The sequence below is a fragment of the Flammeovirga sp. EKP202 genome (assembly GCF_014534745.1).
Lineage (GTDB): Bacteria > Bacteroidota > Bacteroidia > Cytophagales > Flammeovirgaceae > Flammeovirga.
On sequence record NZ_JACVVP010000037.1, the window covers coordinates 54,593 to 77,855 of the forward strand.

The 23,263-nt window shown below is 37.4% G+C and carries 12 protein-coding genes; 3 read left to right on the top strand and 9 right to left on the bottom strand.

Features of this window, described 5'->3' with window-relative positions:
• Positions 1-8: 8 nt before the first annotated feature.
• The 6 genes from IC221_RS20195 to IC221_RS20220 form a co-directional block, all read right to left on the bottom strand.
• Entirely contained in the window at positions 9-1,799 is a 1,791-nt protein-coding gene (locus tag IC221_RS20195) for an arylsulfatase (protein WP_188170694.1), read from the bottom strand.
• Positions 1,800-4,169, bottom strand: coding sequence for a glycoside hydrolase family 3 N-terminal domain-containing protein (locus IC221_RS20200; protein ID WP_188170695.1), 2,370 nt, complete (start codon positions 4,167-4,169; stop codon positions 1,800-1,802).
• A 319-nt stretch (positions 4,170-4,488) separates the two neighbouring features.
• Positions 4,489-5,790: a c-type cytochrome domain-containing protein gene (locus tag IC221_RS20205; RefSeq protein ID WP_188170696.1), complete on the bottom strand. Its 1,302-nt coding sequence runs from the start codon at positions 5,788-5,790 to the stop codon at positions 4,489-4,491.
• 316 nt (positions 5,791-6,106) lie between these two features.
• Positions 6,107-7,219, bottom strand: a complete 1,113-nt coding sequence (locus IC221_RS20210; RefSeq protein WP_188170697.1) for a twin-arginine translocation signal domain-containing protein — start codon at positions 7,217-7,219, stop codon at positions 6,107-6,109.
• A 6-nt stretch (positions 7,220-7,225) separates the two neighbouring features.
• Positions 7,226-8,707: a DUF1501 domain-containing protein gene (locus IC221_RS20215; RefSeq protein WP_188170698.1), complete on the bottom strand. Its 1,482-nt coding sequence runs from the start codon at positions 8,705-8,707 to the stop codon at positions 7,226-7,228.
• 8 nt (positions 8,708-8,715) lie between these two features.
• The gene (locus IC221_RS20220; RefSeq protein WP_223241444.1) at positions 8,716-11,883 is read right to left on the bottom strand and encodes a DUF1553 domain-containing protein; all 3,168 of its coding nucleotides are present in this window, start codon (positions 11,881-11,883) and stop codon (positions 8,716-8,718) included.
• A gap of 251 nt (positions 11,884-12,134) precedes the next feature.
• On the opposite strand from IC221_RS20220, the gene IC221_RS20225 reads away from it, so the two are divergent.
• Both IC221_RS20225 and IC221_RS20230 read left to right on the top strand, forming a co-directional pair.
• Positions 12,135-13,742 carry a tetratricopeptide repeat protein gene (locus IC221_RS20225; protein WP_188170700.1) on the top strand — a complete coding sequence of 536 codons (1,608 nt, stop codon included), beginning with the start codon at positions 12,135-12,137 and terminating at the stop codon, positions 13,740-13,742.
• A gap of 169 nt (positions 13,743-13,911) precedes the next feature.
• Positions 13,912-16,146 carry a glycoside hydrolase family 3 N-terminal domain-containing protein gene (locus IC221_RS20230; RefSeq protein ID WP_188170701.1) on the top strand — a complete coding sequence of 745 codons (2,235 nt, stop codon included), beginning with the start codon at positions 13,912-13,914 and terminating at the stop codon, positions 16,144-16,146.
• Positions 16,147-16,342: 196 nt separating this feature from the next.
• Here the strand turns inward: IC221_RS20230 and IC221_RS20235 are convergent, their stop codons facing one another.
• The 3 genes from IC221_RS20235 to IC221_RS20245 all read right to left on the bottom strand — a co-directional run bounded on the left by IC221_RS20235 (position 16,343) and on the right by IC221_RS20245 (position 22,142).
• Entirely contained in the window at positions 16,343-19,243 is a 2,901-nt protein-coding gene (locus IC221_RS20235) for a carbohydrate-binding protein (protein WP_188170702.1), read from the bottom strand.
• Positions 19,244-20,810: 1,567 nt separating this feature from the next.
• Positions 20,811-21,776: a sodium-dependent bicarbonate transport family permease gene (locus tag IC221_RS20240; protein WP_044205973.1), complete on the bottom strand. Its 966-nt coding sequence runs from the start codon at positions 21,774-21,776 to the stop codon at positions 20,811-20,813.
• A gap of 9 nt (positions 21,777-21,785) precedes the next feature.
• The gene (locus tag IC221_RS20245; RefSeq protein ID WP_188170703.1) at positions 21,786-22,142 is read right to left on the bottom strand and encodes a hypothetical protein; all 357 of its coding nucleotides are present in this window, start codon (positions 22,140-22,142) and stop codon (positions 21,786-21,788) included.
• Positions 22,143-22,241: 99 nt separating this feature from the next.
• On the opposite strand from IC221_RS20245, the gene IC221_RS20250 reads away from it, so the two are divergent.
• The gene (locus IC221_RS20250; RefSeq protein WP_188170704.1) at positions 22,242-23,162 is read left to right on the top strand and encodes a LysR substrate-binding domain-containing protein; all 921 of its coding nucleotides are present in this window, start codon (positions 22,242-22,244) and stop codon (positions 23,160-23,162) included.
• Positions 23,163-23,263 lie beyond the last annotated feature (101 nt).

Genomic DNA, 23,263 nt, shown 5'->3' on the forward strand with positions numbered 1-23,263 from the left:
ATTTGCCCCTAATTAGGGGGGAGATATGAGATGTACGTATAATACACGCCATATTTATCACCTTTCTCCACAAAATCATTGACCAAAAGTGTCTTCCCTTTTTCTAGATAAACAGTAAAGGCAACTTCTTCCTCTTGTGCATTGACCTCCTTTTCATGGATCTGATTCCCTATTTTTATGCGTACTAACTCTGGTTTTATGACATCATAATTAAAGTGATGCTTAGGGTGTTGCTCCGGTTTGCCGTGTAAAGGTCCAGCCCATTCTTTGGGCCATCTTCTACAGCTGATTTTGTACATTCCCTCTTTCACTACTTCTAAAGCGTGAGTGTTATTTTTATTCTTTAACCCTTCTGCCACTTGCTCACATTTCCAAATTCCTTTGTCTTCACCGATGGCGTGTTGAATGGTCAAGGTCACTTCATTTTGAATTGCACTTCCAATGATGGTAGAAGGCATTTCAGAAAACGTTTTTTCCTTTTTTATTCTTTGATAAAAAGTCTGATTGTCTTCCAATAATTGTGTGATGACAGAAGGATGATCTTGTGCTAGGTTCTTTTTTTGAAGCGGATCTTTTTTGATGTCATACAGCTGTTTTCCATTGATCAATCGCCAATCATTTTGCAAAACACATGTGCCTTGTACAGCGGTTGGAGGTCGCCAATCTTGTCTGTGATGAACAAAAACAGAGCGTTCTATTTTTGCATCTTCCTCTTTTAATACTGGAGATAAATCCACTCCATCTAATTTCATACTGTCCGCTAACGAGATATTGCATAAGTTGGCCAACGTAGGAAGTAAATCTACATGAGCGGCCAACGTAGGAATGTCTTTTCCTCCTTTGATGCCTGCTCCAGCCCATTGCATAAAGAATGGTACTCTATGTCCACCTTCTAATTTGGCTCCCTTGATGCCTCTTAGATTATAATTATATCCTTTTTTACCATCAGGACTGTAGCCAAAGCGAGTTCCGTTGTCACTCATATAAATGATGATGGTATTTTCTTCCAGTTTTTGTTTTTTGAGGAATTTTTGAAAACGACCAAAATTTTCATCAATGTTGGCAATCATTCCGTAGAGGTTGGCATCTATGATTTCATTGTTTTCTTGATATTTTTGGTAAGGTTTAGCGTATTTTTCGGCTACAATTAATGGATCATGAGGAGCATTGAGTGGAAGGTAAATAAAGAAAGGTTCGTCCTGATTGTTCTCAATGAATTTCATGGTTTCATCAAACCAAACGTCAGTACAATATCCTTCAAATTGTTGGGGTTTGTTGTTGACATAATACACATCATCAAAATAGGTGTTTCCCCAATGATCAGAAAGTTCTCCAATTCCACCGGCATGATGTTGTACCACATGATCAAAACCTTTGTCTGTGGGTCTTACAGGATAATTGTCCCCCAAATGCCATTTTCCAAAAAGAGCCGTTTTGTATCCTGCATATTGGAAAACTTCTGCAATAGTTGTAGTCTTTTTTGAGAGGGCGTCTCTTCCCTTGTAGGTTGCCCAAGCACCATTGTGTACAGGATATTGCCCAGTCATAATTGCTGCACGAGTAGGGGTGCAAAGCGGACTCACATGAAAATCTGTAAATCGAACGGAAGAGGCATAAAATTTATCAATGTTTGGCGTTTTTAACCAAGGGTTTCCATGACACCCTAAATCTCCAATTCCTTGATCATCTGTAAGGATCAGTATAACATTAGGCTGTTTTTTGGTTTGTCCAGATACGATAAGAGGAATTAAAATAATTCCCCCTATCGCTAAAATTAATGAATGAATTATAGGTATCATCTATTTATTAAGCTTTTGATCTTGAACAGTTGTAGATGAGAAAAACACCTTACGTCCCTCTCTTAATTCCAACGGAGCACCTTTGATTTGTACCGTAGCACTCAAACGAATATCCGTAGAAGAGGCACCAATTTTAAAGGCATAATTTCCTCCTTCAACTACCCAATCATTATTTTTGTATTGTGCCAGCAGTTGTGGTGACACTTTAAATGTAATCTCTTTTGTTTCTCCTTTTTTCAAGTTGACTTTATCAAAACCTTTCAATTGAATAGGCTTCATCGTAGAGTTTTTATCTAATGGAGAAATGTATAATTGAACAACCTCCGTTCCATCTACTTTACCACTATTAGTAACCGAACACGAAACTTCAATCGATTCATCTGTCAATTTTGCTTCTTTTGGTAATTTGATATTATCATATTGATAAGAAGTATAGCTCAAGCCGTAACCGAAAGGATATTGTGGCTGATCATCTTCCGCATAACCCAACTTGTAATCGATCTCCTTTTTCTCTTGTGTTCTAGGGTAACTCACACAAAGTTTCCCTGAAGGATTCGCATTGCCTAATAAAATATCCGCTACAGCATTTCCACCTTCCTCACCTGGGAACCAAGCATTGACAATTGCCGCACAATCTTTCTCGATGTCCGCAATCACTTGTTGTCTACCACCGAATAGTACCAAAATAACAGGTTTTCCAGTCGCAATTAATTGTTTTACAAATTCCTCTTGTTGACCCGGTAGACCAATGCCTTTTCTCCATCTTCCTTCACCATTGAGGTAAATATTTTCACCCATAGCAGCAATGATTACATCACTTTCTTTCGCAATTTTTAATGCTTTCTTTAAGTCGGGTTGAGGTAGGTCTGAAACAGAGATCATTTTTAATTTGCTTAAACGATCATCTCCAAAACCATCTTTATCAATTGTAGCTTCTAAAGCAGCACTCCAATCACAACCTCTTTCGTGTTGGATACTTACTTTTCTACCTACTTTACTTTCTAAACCTTCTTTAAGTGTCACTAACTTAGGATTGAGTTCATCAAACTTGGCACTCTTCCAGAAGGCACGCATCGCTTGGTATGTGTAATCCCCTAAAAGACAGTGTACCGTTGAAGAGTTTGGACCCACTAATGCAATTTTTCTAGTAGATTTTTTAAGGGGTAAAACGCCGTCATTTTTTAGTAAAACAATAGATTCTACAGCTGATTGATATGCTAAAGCTCTGTTTGAAACTGGATCAAAGTCCAAATCCCCATCCTTACCAATCATTGGGTTATCTTCCAACAAACCTAACCTTGCTTTCATGGTCAATGATCTTTTTACCGCTTGATTAATGTCGTTTTCAGTCACTAAACCTTTTTTCAAGGCATCCTTTAAATAAGGGAAAGTCATAGGAGAAGAAAGTTCAATATCTACACCAGCATTCAAAGCCATTGCACCAGCAGTCATCTGATCTGGCGCTCTCTTATATTTTTTGTAGATCATATTAATGGCACCATAGTCACTGACTACTAACCCATCAAAACCAATTTCTTTACGAAGAATTTGATCCAACATTGTAGGGCTCATGCTAATAGGAAGTGCTTTGTATGTACCATAAGAAGGCATTACACTTTTTGCATTTCCCACTTTAATACAAGCTTCATGTGGCATTAAATACTCTTCATAAAGTTCTTTTACCGCATTATTTTTAGTACCATAACCAGCGAAGTGTTTTACAGTTGCCGCTACACCAGTTTTCAAATCATCACCTTGTAAACCTTGAACAAAAGCAACACCCATTCTCGATGTCAAATAACTGTCCTCACCGTAGCTTTCTTGATGCCTGTTCCAGTGGGCAGTTCTACTAATATCAATCATCGGAGATAGTGCAAAAGAAGCCCCCACTTCTCTCATACTTTTGGAAATAGCGGTAGTATTTTTCTGTACTAATTCGGGGTTCCAAGAACATCCCATTCCTATTTGTTGAGGGAAAGTAGTGGCTTGGTAGGTCGCGAAACCGGTGATAGCTTCTTCATGAAAAATGGCGGGTATTTTTAAACGAGTTTCGTTCATCAAGTAATTTTGAACTTCCCTCACTAAATCTCTTAATTGCTCTGGGGGTAACTCCTGCCCAGATGAAAATTGACAAAAATGACCTATTCCATGGGGTATATGTTCTCTACATTTTTCTAGAGAAACTTTTCCGTCTACCATAATATCACGTAAACGAGTACCTTCTATTTGAGCGATTTTTTCATCCAAAGTCATTTTAGACATTAAGCTTTCTACTTGTTGGTCTATTTCCTTTGTTGAAAATGAAGTTTGTCCCATTGCACCTTGCATTACAAAAAGTGCAATTATTAATAAGTAATATTTGTTCATCATTTCTTTTCTTTTACCCAAATGTATTCTAATGTGGTGGTTTCAGTAGAAATAAATTGAGCAGAAAAAGAGGGAGAAAATTTTATTGAGATCAGAATAGTTAGTTTTACCATTGTAGAAGGCAATATCATCAACCCATAGTTACACTTCTGAGTTGATGATATGCGTTAAATCTTTCCATTGATGAAAAACGAAGCAAAAAATCTTAGCGTTGAAGAGAGGCACTATTAAACTAATTGGATAGAAAGACTACTTAAACTAATGTTAAGTGAAAGCGTCATTTGTGAACTGCAGCTTTTTAGAAACATGGTCTTCATTGTGATTAATGTACTTCAGCCAACTGCTTTCCTATATTCGTATTCCAAGAGTAGATCTTTTTTATGGAAGGTATTCCCTTTAAAATTTCAAGCCCCTCATCACTAATGTTAGTGGAATGAAGATTGATGACTTCTAAGTTTTGAAGCTCTTTTAAGGCCATTAAATCATTATCGTGAATTGATGTTTTACTTAAATTGAGTTTGACAAGATGAGTGTATTGCCCAATTTTCTTCAAATCCTCTCCATTGACGTCTTGTTCTTTTAAGTCCAGCCAAAGAATATTGTTTTTGATGGGTTCTAATGTTTGAATGCCTTTATTAATATCGATTTTCTTGGAAATAGAAACATCCAAAGCATTACTTCCCACTATCAATTCCCTGATCTCAAAATGATTCTCTTTTAATTGAGTGATGATAGCCGGATCAATATTTTCAAAAGCATAACTACTTTTACTCGCCTTGAAACCTAATCGTTGAAGTACAATTTCTTCTAATTTTTCATCAGGTGACAAAGCCACAAGGGTAGTATCAAAACTTCCCATTCCTTGATCAATCCAAAATGTAATCAATGCAATGTCTTGATCCGAAAGAGGCTTTTTCCCTTCCGGTGGCATAATATCTTCATGATGATGTGGTAAGGAAATTCGCTCTACAAAACTACTTTTGGCAGAATTGCCTGCAACCACAAAAGCACCATTTTTACCTCCTTTCAAAATAGAAGCTTTACTTGTCAATGATAAGTTTCCTTTCTTTTTTTCTTCATTATGACAACTGATACATTTGGTTTCAAGAATAGGGTAGACCAAATCACCAAATACTTGAGCTTCTTCTACAGAAGTGATTTCAGGCCTTTCAAATTCGTTGGGATGTTCGTTGAATTTGATGGGTGCGTATTGTGTCAAATAAGTCGAGCCATGCGTGAGATTTCCCCCCATATGACCTGTTGCACTGAGTAATATAAAAAGTAAACCCAATGAAGGTTTATAAAACTGATTGTCTTTTTCTTTTAAAAAATAAGCTCCAAAAACCACCAATGTTGTGATTATTCCCAACCACTGATGTAGCTGAATACTTTCAAAATCGTAGTCACTTTCACCACTTCCAAGGAAATAACCTAAGACACATGTAATGATACCACTCACGCCCCCCGAAAGTAAAATCAGTTTGACTACCTTTTTGGTGTGTTCTATTAGTTTATAATGCTCGGCGATTTCAATGATATAAACCATAAAGATAAAACCGATGGGAAGGTGTACCAATAGCGGGTGAAATCGACCTATAAAGAGAGAAAAATTTGAAAAATCCATTTTGTTGAATTTATAATTTACAATGAGAATCAAGAGGTATTCATTTGTGATAAAACTGAATATTGTTTTCTATAACCATACATGTTTTTCAACTAGAAGTCGGAGACTTCTTATGATCTTTCAAGCACAAATGACGCAGTCGCTTAACATTTGCGCTAGGAAGTGGAAATCAGTACCACTGGCGCGGATGTTAAGCGATAGCGTCATCCGTGCCTACAGATCACTAGAAATCTCCTGATTTCTAAAAAAATACATGTTGGTTAGAATAGGGTAGTTCCAGTGAAACCTTGATTCGCATTAAATCATTCCTATTAATTTATACACGCTCCAATTTCAAAGGCGCTGTATGTCCTGCATTCCACTGACATATGTACAGGTTTTTATCCTCATCCACACACACATCATGACCGTGAAGAATGGGTTGAGTAAGAAGCTGATAAGAAGCTTGAAGCTCACCTTTTTTATAAGTTGGAGCCGTACCGCCTGGGTTGGAAACCACTTTATCATCTTCCAGAATAGTCACAAAACCAGTGTGTTTTTTCCAGTTATGACCGCTTCCATCTTCAGGTCTAGACCAACAAACGCCAGCGTATAAGTTGTTTTCATCAAACACCGCACGGCAAATGAACATGTTGGTGAGATGAAGCTTTTTGACGAATTTCCCATCCAATGTAAACCACTTGTACATATTTTCACTTCTTGATGAACAGCATAATAGTGGCTGATTAGGATCACGTAAATCTAGTGTTACCCCATGAGCATTCATCAGATTATAGTTCTTATCCTTGTTTTTATGTCCGCCCCATTTTCTGATAAATTGCCCTTTGGCATCATAATGTAAAATGTAGTCTTTACCGTAGCCATCTGCCACATAAATATCACCATTGGGAGCGATGGCCACTTCGGTGGGACAGAATAAATCTCCTGGCTCATAAGCACCCACTGTTTGAGGGTGACCGATATCAAAAACGACTCTACCATCTAAGGTTGTTTTAGAGACTCGACCATTGTGGTGCACCCACTTTCCGCTTTTATCCAAGAACCAACCCGAATCTGTCAAGTAAAGGAAATCTTCTTCCCCTTCCTTGCTCAAAGTCAGACCATGACCACCCGGATAGGCCGTGCCCCAGTAATCTAATAGCTTACCTGATTTATCAAAAATCATGATGTTGTTGTCGGTATTATCACCAATCATGATCAACCTTCCTTTACTGTCCATCACCATTTCATGGCAGTTGAGTATAGGGTTGCGGACACTGCTGATTTGTGCCCAATCTTTGTTGAGTTTATATTGATAATCACCATGCCCTAAAATGATTTCTGGGGCTGGTTTTTTCTTTAAAATATTGAAACTATAAAGTGGAGAAGCCATAGCACCACCAAGAGCGGCAATGCTTGTGTTTTTTATAAATTGTCTTCTTGAGTTCATGGTAAATTAAGATAAAATATCGTTGACAACATTTCCATGAACATCCGTCAATCTAAATCTTCGTCCTTGGAATTTATAAGTAAGTTTTTCATGGTCAATGCCCATAATGTGCATAAGTGTAGCATGGAAATCATGTACGTGAACAGGATCTTTTACAATATTGTAGCTGAAATCATCCGTCTCTCCGTAACTCATTCCTGCTTTTACTCCTGCGCCAGCCATCCACATACTAAAGCATTTCGGATGATGGTCTCTACCGTAACTTTGAGGCGTTAATTTTCCTTGAGAATATACCGTTCTACCAAATTCACCACCCCAAATCACGAGCGTGTCTTCCAGTAAACCTCTTTGTTTCAGGTCTTTCAAGAAAGCCGCAGTCGGTTGATCTGTCGCTTCACATTGCTTTTTCATTCCCCAAGGAAGTCCGGCGTGATGATCCCAGCCTCTGTGATACAGTTGGATAAACTTCACATCTTTCTCTAAAAGTCTTCTGGCCATCAAGCAGTTGGCGGCGTAGGTGCCCGGTGTTCTACTGTCTTTGCCGTACATCTCAAAAACCTCGTCGGGTTCGTCTGACATATCAGTTACTTCTGGAACCGAAGTTTGCATACGGAAGGCCATTTCATATTGTGAAATTCGGGCGTCCACTTCAGGGTCACCATAAGCGGAGTTTTGCACTTCATTTAGTTCCTTCAAATAAGAAAGCATGTCCTTTCGGTCCTCATGATGATAATTTTCAGGATTATTGAGGAACAAAACAGGGTCTTTTCCACTTCTAAATTGCACTCCTTGATGTTGAGTTGGGAGGAATCCATTCCCCCATAACCTAGAGTAAAGGGGCTGGCCACCATTTCCGGAAGTCAAAACAATAAAATTAGGGAAGTTCTTATTATCAGAACCCAATCCATAACTCATCCATGATCCAATCGAAGGACGACCTGGCAATTGGTGTCCAGTTTGGAAGAAGGTAATGGCAGGGTCGTGGTTGATTTGTTCGGTGTACATGGATTTGATGATACAAAGGTCATCCACCATTTTAGCCGTATGCGGAAGCAATTCACTCACCCAAGTTCTGCTCTCACCATGTTGCTTGAATTTGAACTTGGAAGGAGCGATGGGAAGTGAAGATTGTTGTGCACTCATGGCGGTCAAACGTTGCCCTTGACGAACGGAAGAAGGAAGTTCTTTCCCAAACATATCCGTTAGTTTTGGCTTATAATCAAACGTCTCAAATTGTGAGGGACCACCACTTTGGAACAGATAAACAACACGTTTTGCCTTTGGTAAAAAATGAGGCAAACTTTGCATTATTTCTTCCTGAGCCGTTTTCTTAGTTCCTCCAAAAACCTTTTCCAATCCCATCAATGAACCCAATGCAAATGCACCGATCCCCATGGAAGTGGTGGTGAGAAAGTGCCTTCTATCCATTTTTTTTTCAACAGATTGAAGGTCTTTATTATTCGATCTGAATTTCTTTTTATTACACATAATGTTGTTTATCGTCTGGTAATTGTAGCGTCTGAGTTGAGGATTAAGCTGGCCACAATGGCATTAGCGGCCACTTTTGATGGATTTAATCGAGTATCCACTTCTGATTCACCCGCTGAAAGCCAACCTTTTGTTTTCTCTGGAGAAGTCTCAAAACGTTGTATCTCTTTTGTTTGTACTTCTTTTAATAGTGCTAATTCTTGGTTAGAGATAGCACGACCTGTCAATTTGTAATAGACCGTTTGAATGCCTTCATCGATAAAATCACTCTTTGTAATCTCTTCCCCTAATTTTCTGCACGCTTCCAAGTATGTCGGGTCGTTCATAAGTACTAAGGCTTGAAGTGGCGTATTGGTTTTTTGTCTTTTAACAGCACATTCACTTCTCTCAGGCTGATCAAAAGTCGATTGCGTAGGATTGGGAACCGTCCTTTTCCAAAAGGTATACAAGCTTCTTCTATATAAATCATCACCGTGATCTTGCACATAAGTGCCACCATTCATTTTCCATAATCCTTCCGGCTGATAAGGTTTCACACTCTTACCGCCTACTTTCGGTTTTAATAAATTGCTGGCTAGAAGTGCATTATCTCTCATCATCTCACTGCTCAGTCTAAATTGAGGTCCTCTAGCCAAAAGTGTGTTGTAAGGGTCTTTTTCTCTCAATTCAGGGGAACAATGACTACTTTGTCTATAAGTGGCAGACATCACCATTTTCTTCTGAAGTGCTTTTACATCCCATCCGCTTTCAATAAATTCTAAAGCGAGGTAATCCAATAATTTAGGATGAGTAGGTAGTTTTCCTTGATTACCAAAATCTCCGGTAGTTTCCACAATGCCAGTTCCAAAATAGTTTTGCCAATAACGGTTCACGGCTACTCTGGCAGGCAGTGGGTTACGAGGATCCACAATCCATTGTGCCAGCCCTAATCTGTTTTTAGGAAGCTCTTTATCAAAAGGGAGAATTGCGTTGGGTGTATTAGGATATACTTTTTCGCCATGTTCACTGTATACACCACGCTCTAAAATATAAGCTTGGCGAGGTGTTTCCATTTCCTTCATCACCATGACCTCTTTCAAAGTATCATAAGTATAATCCAATTCCTTTTTGGACTTGAGGTAATCATTTTGGGCCCATTGTACTTCTTTTGAAACTCTCTGTTTATAATGCTCTTTCAATAGTGTTTTCTCATCCGTAGATAAAGAAGAAACATTTTTAGCAAGCAATGCTTTTGTATGTTGAGGAGCAAAAAGGTGTTGCACTTCCAAAGGCGTCAAGCAGGTATTGAAAACATCTACTTCATCCACTTTAGCATCTTTTAAACCAAAACCTCTCCAACGTGCCCCAACCTGTAAACCTGGCTCGATTGGCGTGGCATAGATCACATCTTCATAATTATTGAAAATGATACTTTTGGTTAGATTATCTTTGGTTGTATTCATTTTAGCCACTGTACCATCAACATATAAAGTCACTCCCTCCGCCTTACTTTTTCCATCATAGGTCAAAGTTACATGTACCCATTTATCTCTAGGGAAATCTTCTATCGTCTCTTGAAGAATTGCATTTTCTGGGTAGGTATGTGCCAACGTTGTTTGCAGTTTATTATCTTTTAAATAGAGCGTATAACCTTTTACAGAGTGAAGCATCACCGCTTTATTTTTATGGAAAATCACTCCTTCTTTCAGTCCGGCAGGTATATTGACCCAAATACTAATTGAAAAAGGATCATTGCGATCAAATACACCAATTGGTTTCATATCAATCCATGTATCACCATTTAGTAAAATACCTTTCCCTTCTTTTCCTTCTGTATAATTTGCGACTTCATTTTTAGAAGTCTTACGAATCATTTTGGCCTTCTTTCCTGTAATACCGTTCTTCAAATTGCCGTTCAATGAGAAATCACCCACTTTATGTTTTCTAGCCGAAAGAGATGCCGTGTGATAAGCCGAGGTATTGACCCACTGTTCCGCAGTACTTTCCGCTTTTTGCTCCGCCGACTTTACTTTTTCATCTTTTTGTTGACAAATTTTTTCTAAGTAAGCAATCACTTCTTCCTGTTCTTCCGTTGGCAATGTCATCGTTGGAACCGGAATATCGTTAGGGTCCCATGAGATTTGACCGGTTTCATTGACATTATTAAAGAAACTGTAGATCTCGTAATAATTTTTCTGAGTGATCGGGTCGTATTTATGATCATGACATCTCGCACAAGCGAAAGTTAAACCCATTACACCTTGACCAACCACCGCAGTTCTATCCGCTACATATTCTACTCTAAACTCTTCGTCTACAATACCACCTTCCGCATTTTGGGGGTGAAGTCGATTAAAGCCAGTTGCTAACACTTGATCTCTTGTTGGATTAGGCAGTAAATCACCTGCGAGTTGATAAATTAAGAAAGAATCATACGCCATATTATTATTGAAAGAGGCAATCACCCAATCTCTCCATGGACTCATATCTCTATAGCGATCCACCTGATAACCGTGTGTATCAGCATATCGGGCAAGGTCCATCCAATCGGTCGCCATTTTTTCGCCATAGGCTTCAGAAGCGATCAATCGGTCCACTTGCTTTTCATACGCATTCTCATCATTGTCATTCAGAAATGCATCAAGGTCTTGTTGAGTCGGAGGAAGTCCGGTAAGGTCAAGCGAAACTCTTCTAAGTAAAAGGGATTTTTCAGCTTCCGCTGATGGTTTTAGCTTTTCCTGTTTTAATCTTTTATATACATAATCATCAATCTCATTCTGTCCCCAATCTTTTGCTTTTTCAACTTCTGATTTCGCCATAGGCACAAAAGACCAGTGGGGTTTATATTCTGCTCCCTCTTCAATCCATTTAATTAATGTAGCTTTTTCAGTAGCAGTCAGACTAAGGTGAGATTCAGGAGTCGGCATGATCAGATCAGGATCGTCCGTTAAGATTCTTCTGACTGCTTCACTGCTTTTTGGATTACCCGGAACGATAGCATATTTACCTTTCGATTCTGTCAGTTCTTGCGTAGCCGTTGCATAACTATGTAATTGTAATCCGGCCACAATTTTCCCTTTATCCGGTCCATGACAAGCAAAGCATTTATCCGATAATATTGGTTTGATATCTTTATTAAAATCCAGTTCAGCCGGTAATTCTTCATACGCTATTTCCACTTCTTGGGGTAGGTCCATTTTACAGGAGGATAGCAAGTAGAGCAATAGCAAAATAAATAAGCTATGAGATTTCATTCCATTAAAAAAGTTTGAGTGTGTGAGATAATTCTGACTCTAAATTTCATGAACAATTCCTCCTTCCCCTAAAAAATGACATAGACTCTATATAGACAAGTTTGAATTTTACAGCAAAAAAATTGTAGACAAACCTTATTACAGGCATATTTAAGAGGGTTTTTCCAATAGACAATCCCAAAACTTCAATTTTTATGTATAGACAAATATTAATAGTACTCTTCAGTGTCATTTTTTCGACTTCGGTTTTTGCAAGCGATACTGATATTATCATTACCACTGATTTTTTAAAAGAAATTTACGAAGACGATGATCTGATCTCTGCCGAAAAAGAATTGCTTGAATTTAGGAAGGCAGGTGATGTAAGAGGGGAAGTTAGAACGTATTTAAAGTTGGGTGGACTTTATTGTAATAGGGTCAATTATCATAAAGCGTATGAGTCGTATTGGGAAGCACTTTTTCTGTTGGACAAAGAAAATTACCCTATGCTGAAAGCGAAAGTATATAGAGGAATGGGCATCTTGTATAGCTTGTTTGAAAGAAACGATTTGGCAGTGAAATATTATAAGCAGGCATTGTCTATTAATAGGAGATTGGTGGAGAATGAAGTTATCCCTTCAGAGAATTTACGTCCCAATTATCACTCATTGATGGTGCATTACAGGTATGAAGGAGATGCTGAAAATACACAACTTTATTACGACAGTTGTACTACTATTCCAATGGAGGATAACATCTCTAGAATCTTATTAGAAAGTGAAGAAACTTTTTTATCCTTATTAAAAGGAGAGTTAATTGAAACGGGTAAGTCTTTTAAAACATTGATGCCTCAATTGGAAGGATTAGAAGATAATCAATCTTATCTAGTGATTTTTTATTCCTCTTACGGAGATTACTTTTTTAAAATACAATACTATAAAGAGGCGATTGATTATTATAAGAAAGCTTTAAAAGTGGCGAAGCAAGAACGCGCCCATCTAAATTTTACGCCTTTGCTTTATGAAAAATTGGTGGAAGCCTACAAAATGATAGGAGATTATCAGTCTGCATTAAAGTTTGCTACGGTGGGAAACAACTTAAATCAATGGCTTTACAGTAGTAAAAGTGAAAGAAACAGGTCTTTATTAGAAATTTCTGATGAATATAAAAAGAGAGAACAGGCTCAACATTTAGAGATCGAACGCCAAGAATTAGAAAATTATAAGCAGGAACAGAAGATTTTATGGTTGACTGTAGCCCTTCTATTTTTAATCATATTGGGGGTATTCTTTATGGTCAGAACAAGATTGAAAACATTAAAACTGAAATATGCATTAGAGAAAGAAGCTATAGAGCAAAAACAAAAATTGCATGAAGAGAAAAATCAGGAAATTCTGTATGTCAAAAACAGTGAACTGACCAATACCACCCTTCAAATTATAGCCAAAGATGAGTTATTGACTTCCATAAAAGGAAAGCTGAAAGACGTTTATAAGGAAACGAAATCAAAGGAAGTTCAAAAAGTGATGAATGCCATCAAGCTCAATCAGGATCACAGTTGGCTAGAATTTGAAAATCGATTTACGTCTGTCAACCCTAGTTTTTTCTCTCAGTTAAAAGAAAAGCATCCTTCACTTACGAATTATGATTTAAAAATTTGTGCCCTTATTAAACTTAATTTTTCAGGAAAAGAAATGGCTAGACTGTTAGGGATTTCTCCCGAAAGTGCGAATACTTCTCGTTATCGATTAAGGAAAAGATTGGGTTTGGTGAAAGGGGAAGACTTGGTGAATTATCTAGGGAGCGTGCTAACCACCCAATAGCCCTTAAGTTTTGAGGCTTGTGAGTACGAGTTGTTAATCCATTAAATTTTGCTAAAAACCCCAATCAATATCCTACTATCATTATATTTAAGAAATCTAAATGAAATGAATTTTTAGCCTGAGCTCATTAACCTCAGGTTATTTACTAACTAAGACAATCTTTTTTTAAATGAAACTGTATTATTATTCTTTATTATTAGCTACACTTTTTTTTGGATGTACGACCAACCAACAACTTGATCCAGTTGAACAAAAAGTAGAAGACCTATTGTCTAAAATGACGATAGATGAAAAAATCGGCCAGACCTCGTTACGAGGCACTTCAAGTAGGGTAAAAGGCGACTTGCCTGAGTCGTTGAAAGAAGCCGTCAGAAAAGGTGAAATTGGTGCTTTTCTGAATATCATGAACACGGATTATGTAGACGAACTACAAAGAATTGCCGTAGAAGAAAGTCCTAATAATATTCCTCTGATTTTCGGTAGAGATGTGATTCATGGTTTTAAAACAATGTTTCCAATACCTCTTGCTGTAGCGGCAACTTGGGATCCACAACAAGCAGAAATTACAGCAAGAGTCTCTGCCTTTGAAGGTACATCTTCAGGGGTTAACTGGACTTTCGCACCTATGTTGGATATCGCTAGAGATAGCCGATGGGGGAGAATTGCGGAGTCGCCAGGTGAAGACCCGTTGTTAGGCAGTCTGATGGGAGCGGCTTATGTGAAAGGCTTCCAAGGGGATGATTTGACGAGTAAAACGAGTATGGTTGCTTGTGCAAAACACTTCTTGGGTTATGGTGCAGCCATTGGAGGTCGCGATTACAATACGGCAATTATTCACGATCCGTTATTGTATAATGTATACATTCCACCTTTTAAAGCTGCAATTGCAGAAAATGTTCAAACGTTTATGTCCTCGTTCAATGAATTGAATGGAGTTCCCGCTTCAGGAGATAAAAAAATCATGATGGACTTATTGAGGGGCAAAATGAACTTTGATGGTTTTGTGGTGAGTGATTGGAATTCTGTCACAGAAATGATTCCTCATGGTTATGCTAAAGATGAAAAGCATGCTGCCGAATTGGGTACCAATGCAGGCGTTGACATGGAAATGACCAGCCAATCTTATGAGAAACACATCAAGGAATTATTGGAGGAAGGAAAACTATCGATGGATCAATTAGATTTTCTTGTGAAAAACATTCTCAGAGTGAAAATCAGAATGGGCCTTTTTGAAACTCCTTACAGAGATAAGCATCATAATGGTCAACTTTATGCAAAGGATCATCTTGAGAAAGCAAAAGTTGCAGCGGCAAAAAGTATTGTTTTATTGAAAAATGAAAACCAGGTTTTACCGCTTACTGCCAACAAAAAAGTAGCATTAATAGGTCCTTTGGCTGATGCTCCTCTAGATCAGATGGGTACATGGTCTTTTGACGGTGAAAAAGAACACTCTCATACGCCTCTGATGGCACTAAAAGATCATGTTATTGGGTTTGAAAAAACACTTGATTTTAGTAGAGATAAAAGTAAAAAGTCCTTTCACAAAGCAATTGCTTTGGCCAAAAAAGCCGATGTAATTTTGTTTGTAGGAGGAGAAGAAGCCATTCTTTCTGGTGAAGCACATAGTAGAGCTGAAATCGACCTACCGGGTGCTCAGGAGGAATTAATTCTTGAGTTAGCAAAATTAGGGAAGCCAATTGTGTTAACAATTATGGCTGGACGTCCGATTACTATTGGAAAAATTAAAGATAAGTTAGACGGAATAGTGATGGCTTGGCACGGTGGAACAATGGCAGGTCCAGCCTTAAAAGAAGTGTTGTATGCGGAGAGACAGCCGGAGGGGCGTTTACCAGTGACATGGCCTAAGACTTCAGGTCAACTACCGTATTATTACAATCATAAAAACACGGGACGACCTGCTATGGAAGAGAAGTATGTGGCCATGTATGACATTCCTGTAGGGGCTTGGCAAAGTTCTTTGGGCAACGAATCTCATTATTTAGATGCAGGTTATCTTCCTGAATATCCATTTGGATACGGACTCAATTATTCAAATATTGCCTATTCTGCTACAACAATTTCCTCTAATCAATTGAAGAAAGGAGGAGAATTGACGGTAGAGGTAACCATTACCAATAATGGTGACTATGATGCAATAGAGACTGTCCAACTTTATGTGCAGGATGTCGTTGGTTCCATCACTAGACCTGTTCGAGAATTAAAAGATTATCAAAAAGTTCACTTAAAGAAAGGAGAAAAGAAGAAGGTGTCTTTTCAACTTCATACCGATCAGCTTAAATTCTATAATAGAGATTTAAAATATGTATTAGAAAAAGGCGATTTTAAGGTGTGGATTGCTCCGAATGCATTAGCTTCTGAAGCTGTATCATTTGAACTGATCTAAACATAAATTCAATTAGAATAAACAAAATGACCCCTCAAGATAAAGATCTAAAGGGGTTTATGATTCACCATTCTTCATTGCCTAAAATTATGGTGATAGAAACAAGGAATCTTAGTTTGTAATTTATTGAAGTTACTAAGTAAAAAGGATCCCGACTTCAGGAGAAAGTACTTCGTATGAAGTCGGGAACTTTTGTTTATTCTATGATAATTTTCTTAGTAAATTGTGCTGACTGAGTAGTGATTTGTACGATATACACACCACTTGTCAAATCATTTACACTGATAGCGTGTAGACCCCCGTTAAAGGATGCAGTCTTTACGACTCTACCTTGTAGATCTACAATCTCAACTTGTGTAGTACTTTCATTAGGAGAAGGAAGTTTGATATACACTTTCTTATCCGTAACAGGGTTCGGGTAGACCACAACATCATTTTCTTCCTCTACCACTTGTCTTGTTCTGCTACTAGAAGTAGAAGATTGCCATGCAGCCCAGCTATTAAAATTATAACCTCCACTGACCGTCTCCCATCTAATGACATGTTGACCAGCAGTGAGAGCGATATTTCTGATGTGCATTGTTTGGAATGTTTGCCAACCCCCTGTGTTCGGTACGCTTAGGTTTCCTGTAACTGCTACGCCATCTACCAAAATTTTGAATTGACCATTTGCGGAAGTACTTGCCACTCTAGGGAAGAAGTCATAATTATCAGTAATACCTACATTTACGGTATATTCTAACCATTCTGAAGCATTGATCCAGCCAATATTGAACCCTCCGCCAGTATCAGAACAGGCTTCAACATCTACACCATCTGTTCTGTATTGACCACCTTGGTTACTGGTATTACTATCGTGGTACGCTACACCCTCACCACCGGTATCATAGTTTTCAGATTCCACTTTACCAGGCAAGTAAGAAGGTGTTCCACCGTAAGGATTTTGAACTGCGGCAGGGATGACATTAAGCCCATTGACTTGATCGGTAGCAATATTGGATGTCCAATTAGTACCCACCGGTCGAATACTTGCTTTGACGACATAACCACTGCCTGTTGCAGGAGCATTATTTAAGTTGATTGTCAGAGTTTCAGTTCTATTTCCTGCACTGACCGTTTTTACCGCTTGCCCTAACCAACCTGTTGAAGACCAGAATTCCGCGACAATATCTCTTGTAGAATTGGCAGTATAAGCCAATGTAACATTCACTTTTGTATCGCTTTCCACATTGGTAGAAGGACTATTAATAGTGATAGACTCATTGCCAATAACTGCTTGATCGTATTTCTTCACTTCCAAGATCATAGAACTGATATGTCCACCGCCATCAGGGAAAGTGACAGAGACTGTATTACTTGCTTGTAAAAGGCTGATGTCAAAAGGAATTTCAATTACACCAAAGAAATCACTTCGGTCAGTTTGATCATAACCTTTCCAATTATTAGGGACTGTTACTGTTGTACCATTAATCTTGATGGTTGGATTCTTTGATTTGTTATGTTTTCTTCCAATTCCCATTTGAAGGGAAGCAAGACCTGTTCCTGTTTGAACAGTATTAAAATTGAAATTGATAGTGGTGTTCGCATTAATCGCTTGAAGGTGCTTACTCGTATAGTATTTACGGTCTCGGATTGTATTATCAAAAGTAATTGCACTTGAGAATTGGTATTCAAAAACCACTGTTTCACCTCCAATTAGGGTAATAGATCCAGGTGCAGTACTCGAAGTCGAAATATTCATTACCGGTGCTGTTGTATCGTAGATTTTTAATGATTTCTTCGTTACATTTTGAAAACCACCTAAGCCACTAGCAAAATCAAGATTGACCGTTTGATTGGCATCATCCAAGTTATTTAATGCCACATACAGCTTATTGCCATCAGCAAATCCTTGAATCTGAATATCAGGATTATCAGTAGCTACATGCACTCTGTTTCCTTTGACGTTTTTCCATAATTCATAGAAATGAATTTTTGGTGCATATTTCCAACCTGCCACATTAGGTTGGCCTAAGTTGGTAGGAATAAATAAGGCAGCACTGTAAGGTTGATAGTTATTAGCCGCTGTCAAGTGCCATAAGGATTTGTCCGTAATAAACGGAATAGAAATTTCAATTTTGTTTTCTCTATCCAAAAGATTGAAAAGCATGTGGTTGATACTTCTGACTGTTTGAATACTTGCAACATCAGAATAATTGTCCCCATATCCACTAGCAATTGCACCATACTCCGTAATAGCGTGTGGTTTTACAGTTCCCCATTTGGTGTGAGAGTACGTTTCAATCAAATCTAGAATAGCCTCTGAATTACTACCCGATCTTTGGTTGTTTTGTCCCGTTACGTTTACTCCATCATAAAGGTGAGTAGAGAAGGCATCCATGTCAGCACCTGCAACATCCATAAACATCTTCATGTTTTCATCCCAATGAGCAAAATCGCTAATTTCTAAAGAGGGCCAAGCAGCAGAATACCCAATAATTTTCATGTTATCCAAAGCAGGTGTATCATGGATCTTTTTCCCGATGGCTGCAAAGACTTCTGCCATTTGTAACTTAATACGATTTTCTTCTGCAATATTCCAAGGACCAGAATAATAATCAGAAGCGTGTACAAATGGTTCATTCATGGGCTCAAAATACTCCGGTCTTTCGCTATCACTTGCATAATCTTTGTAATATTCAGCAGCCCAATTTGCCGCCGATGTAGCGTTTAGACCATCTTTGAAGATATTGTAAGGATGTTCCGTGGCAACATAGCGAGTCACACTTTTTACGTTGTTATTACCGGATTTATCGGCAGGGTAAGTACCGACTGCATTTCCTTTGCTTTTGGAATAAGAATACGGACCCCAAAAACCACGACTAGGGAAAGCATTATAGTCGCTGTAGAATTGATTCAATTCCGTGTCTTTCCAATTAGAATGGAGGTTAAAGAATTTGGTGCGGTCAAGGCTGGAGACACCACCGATGTACCTTCGTACTTTGTGGTTGATTGTAGCAGTTGTTTGAGCTGTTACTTCATTGACTAGCAAACTTATAAGAGAAGATACTAGTAGTGTTGCAATAAAAACTGGTTGTTTAAAATAATGTTTAATCATAAGTATTTAATTGATAGTTCATTAAAAGCAGAAAATGAGACTCCTGCTTAAATTTTCATTACCAATCTACTTTGACCTCTTTTGAGATGAGTTTAAAAACAAAATGAAATAAGTGGGGGAAATTTTTTATATGTTAATATTACACTAATTCGTAAAATTCAATTTAAAAAAATTCCCCCCTTCAAAATCGAATGAAGATTTTATTAAAAACCTTACAAAAACCTTTAAGAGCACCTCAATTAGTTAATGAATGAATTTACATCCCTTCGAATTTTTCTTTACATACAATTTACGTTAATCATAAAAGTAAAATAATTTATACTTTTTATCGAAAGAGTAAAAATCACACTAATTCATGATGATGTTCATTAAAAATACAGATATTTGAGTGATTAAGAGGTAATTGTTGTTTCTATTTTTTGGTGTTTACCCCTCTTTTTTTCAAGGTAATTCTTGACGGATTTTCTAAATAATAATATCAAAATGATAAGGGAAGTAGAAGGGAAAGCCAATCGACCAAGTTCGAGTAAGACTTGAATAATTCCCATTGCTCGTGCAAGTTTTAGTTTCTTTAAATCAATAAAAAGCCACGTCAATAAGGTGAACGTGGACCTGAATAATAATACACCAATCAATTGCCCTAAAACATATCATGTATCTGAAGTATTGAATTCAAAGTGCTCAACTATAGCATCTCTTACTTCTCTTTCCCAACTTAAATTGGACAGCCGGTAAATCCTTATAGAAAAAATACATGATGATGAGGCCAATTGTAACAGAGAGTCTTAAGACAATAACAAATTGAATGATTTTAATAGAAATCGGTTTTCTATCTTTCATAATTAAGTTTGCATTAGTATTTGAATAATAGTCACTTTTATAAAAGTATTAATTATTTTTTCAAAAATGATAATTACTTCCATCTTTCAGCAATGGAAAAATGGAGAAGAGGGAGGTTTGAAGTTGTATCTTTAAAGTTTCAGATTTAGAACATTGTAAACTAAGTATTTCGAATACTTATGGAGTTTAGAAATCAGGAGATTTCTGTTGATCTGTAGGACACGAATGACGCTATCGCTTAACATTCGCGCCTGTGGACTTTCTACCCAATTCGTTTGGTACTGCTTTCCTCGGCCTTGAAGGGAAAAGCGTTAAGAATTTCATGGAATGAGCCGTTAAAAATGATTTTGCTGTTTGAGCTTTAGCGAGTTTAAAATCATTTAGGCGATAGGAATGGAATTTAGCTTTTGTCTTCAAAGCCTTGACTTTTTTGCTTCGTTTTTGTGTTAAGACAAAAATGAAGAAGGAGGAAGCTTGAAAGTAGAGCCTATGAATGTTTCTAGGAAGGTCGATTGAAAGTTGACGATAATTTAGTTTACAATGCCTTTGGTTGTTAGCATAAATTGATAGCTATTGCACTTTCACTAAACATAATTAAATATACGCTTATTATATTACTGTATAAAAAAACACCCCACTGATAGTATCAGTGAGGTGAGTGGTGCGTTAATGCTTCTTCATGCTAAATTGAGTTAACGTACTTTGACTACTGAACCTGATATATTTTTTACATTATTATTAAGGTGTAATAGAAAGGTATACCGAGTATGACATTGATTGGGAACGTGATCCCCAATGCCATAGGGAGGTATAAGCTAGGATTCGCATCTGGAACAATCTGTTTCATAGCCGCAGGTACTGCAATGTACGAAGCACTTGCACCTAGGATGGCAAATAGAAGTTGGTTACCTGGATTGTCAGTGATTTGTTGACTTATGAATAGGGCGATTAAGCCATTCACAAAGGGCATCAGTGAGGAGAAAAGGAAGGGTGAAAGTCCTTTACTTACTAAGAGTGATAACTGCTTGCCACTTGTGATTCCCATATCGAGCAGGAAGATGGCCAAGAAACCTTTGAATATATCGGTAGTGAAAGGTTTGATTCCTTCGGCATGCTCTGCTGATACGGTAAATCCTATAATTAAGCTGCCAAAAATTAGAATGACACTTCCATTGGTGACCGAATGCCATAGGAGTTTTGAAATACCTGATTTATCGTTACTTTTCTTGTCTTTTTTATAATAATTGATGAGCATTACACCCATTACTATTGCCGGTGCTTCCATAATGGCCATTACAGCGATCATATGACCATTAAAACTGATAGCTTCAAATTCTAAGAAGGAAGTAGCGGTGACAAAAGTTACAGCACTTACAGAACCATAAGATGCAGCAATAGCTCCTGCGTTAGCAACACTCATTTTCCGTTTCAATATCAAAAATGAAGAGACAGGAATTGTGATCGCTAAAAATAATCCCAAAAAGATGCTTGATAGAATTTCTAGATTCATACCACTATGAGAGAGCTCTTGTCCTCCTTTAAAACCTATGGAAAGTAATAAGTAGATGGAAATGAATTTAGAACTGTTCTCTGGGATTTCAAGATCGCTTTTTATTTGTACTGCGATGACTCCTAAGACGAAAAAGAGAAGTGCGGGGTTTGTTACGTTTTCTATAAGTACTTGGATGTCCATGTTTGTTTCTTAATCAGAGATTTTGACAGTGTAGATTTTCTCGTAAGTTAGTTTCTTACCCAAAGACTCTGCTTTCAATAAGAAGCTATGTAGTGTAGCATAAGAAAGCTTACCTTTTTGAAATTCAACTTCGTTGGATCCTACTAGATGTTTCTCAAGTTCATGATCCTCGCCTTTTTCATCTAAGGTATCTTGGAACATGGCCAAGAGTTTAGAGCTTTCAAGAGGCTGTAAGTTACTCCGGACTGCTGGAGTGTCTTGTGTCATTGAAGACTTGATGTGAATCGTCAGTTCATCGTTTGACGGTTGTGCAGTTAGGTCTAGTGTACCATGTTCTTGCAATTCTTCAGTTGTGTTACTTGTCATTTGTATCATAGTGTTTTCTGTATTTGTTGACACAAACCTACAGATTTATATTCATAAGTTTTTATTTAATATATTTATGAAAAATATAAGTTATAATTTATGAATTTCACTCTACATCAACTAAAAGTGCTACTTAAAATCGCTGAACATCAAAGTATTACTAAAGCTTCTGAGGAGCTATATCTGACTCAGCCAGCGGTGTCATTACAACTAAAAAAATTACAAGATCAGTTTGAATTACCACTAACAGAAGTAATCGGAAGACAATTATATATTACAGATTTTGGTAAAGAAATAGTAGAAAGAAGCAAAAGAATTTTAGAAGAAGCAGACGGTATAAAATATACCGTACAGCAATATAAAGGGGTTATTTCTGGTAGAATCAAGATTTCAGTAGTGTCTACAGGGAAGTATGTAATTCCGTATTATTTAAAAGATTTCATGGATGAATATCCAAGCATTGATATTAAAATTGATGTCTCGAATAAAGGAAAAGTGATAGAAAGCTTGGCCAATAATGAGAGTGATTTTTCTTTAGTTTCCGTTTTGCCACCTGATTTGAGGGTAAACAAAGTGGAGCTTATTGAGAATAAACTTTTCCTTATTGGTAGTAGTGCAAGTCAAGAGAAAATAAGGAAACCGAAAGACCTAGAAAAGGTAACTTTATTGATCAGAGAAAAAGGTTCAGCGACAAGAAATGCCATGCAGGACTATCTCAAGGCTCACGATGTGAACGTAAAAAAGTCGATGGAATTAGTTTCTAATGAAGCCATAAAACAAGCGATTAATGCGGGGATAGGTTTCTCAATTGTACCTCTTATTGGCTCAAAACTTTTATTGGAAAGTGAGAGCGTGAAGTTTTATGACCTTAAAGGACTTCCGATGAAAACAAAATGGCATTTCATCTACAATAAAGGTAAAAAATTAACGCCTGCTCATCAGGTCTTTCTAGATTATATTGAGGAACACAAAGACGAAATTGGACGAAAATATTTTTCATGGGCACTAAAAGACATTTAGGTTTAGTAAATTTGGTAAATGCTATTAATAACTGATCTTTCGCTCTCTTAAAATTTGCGAATAGTTAAAATATTAATAAGTAGATGCTAAATTAAGTTGTT

Bases quoted from the DNA above. Each gene is read 5' to 3' on its own strand.
- IC221_RS20230 (WP_188170701.1), top strand. From the start codon at position 13,912: ATGAAACTGTATTATTATTCTTTATTATTAGCTACACTTTTTTTTGGA.
- IC221_RS20210 (WP_188170697.1), bottom strand. From the start codon at position 7,219: ATGAACTCAAGAAGACAATTTATAAAAAACACAAGCATTGCCGCTCTT.
- IC221_RS20235 (WP_188170702.1), bottom strand. From the start codon at position 19,243: ATGATTAAACATTATTTTAAACAACCAGTTTTTATTGCAACACTACTA.
- IC221_RS20225 (WP_188170700.1), top strand. From the start codon at position 12,135: ATGTATAGACAAATATTAATAGTACTCTTCAGTGTCATTTTTTCGACT.
- IC221_RS20245 (WP_188170703.1), bottom strand. From the start codon at position 22,142: ATGACAAGTAACACAACTGAAGAATTGCAAGAACATGGTACACTAGAC.
- IC221_RS20240 (WP_044205973.1), bottom strand. From the start codon at position 21,776: ATGGACATCCAAGTACTTATAGAAAACGTAACAAACCCCGCACTTCTC.
- IC221_RS20205 (WP_188170696.1), bottom strand. From the start codon at position 5,790: ATGGATTTTTCAAATTTTTCTCTCTTTATAGGTCGATTTCACCCGCTA.
- IC221_RS20195 (WP_188170694.1), bottom strand. From the start codon at position 1,799: ATGATACCTATAATTCATTCATTAATTTTAGCGATAGGGGGAATTATT.
- IC221_RS20220 (WP_223241444.1), bottom strand. From the start codon at position 11,883: ATGGACCTACCCCAAGAAGTGGAAATAGCGTATGAAGAATTACCGGCT.
- IC221_RS20200 (WP_188170695.1), bottom strand. From the start codon at position 4,169: ATGATGAACAAATATTACTTATTAATAATTGCACTTTTTGTAATGCAA.
- IC221_RS20215 (WP_188170698.1), bottom strand. From the start codon at position 8,707: ATGTGTAATAAAAAGAAATTCAGATCGAATAATAAAGACCTTCAATCT.
- IC221_RS20250 (WP_188170704.1), top strand. From the start codon at position 22,242: ATGAATTTCACTCTACATCAACTAAAAGTGCTACTTAAAATCGCTGAA.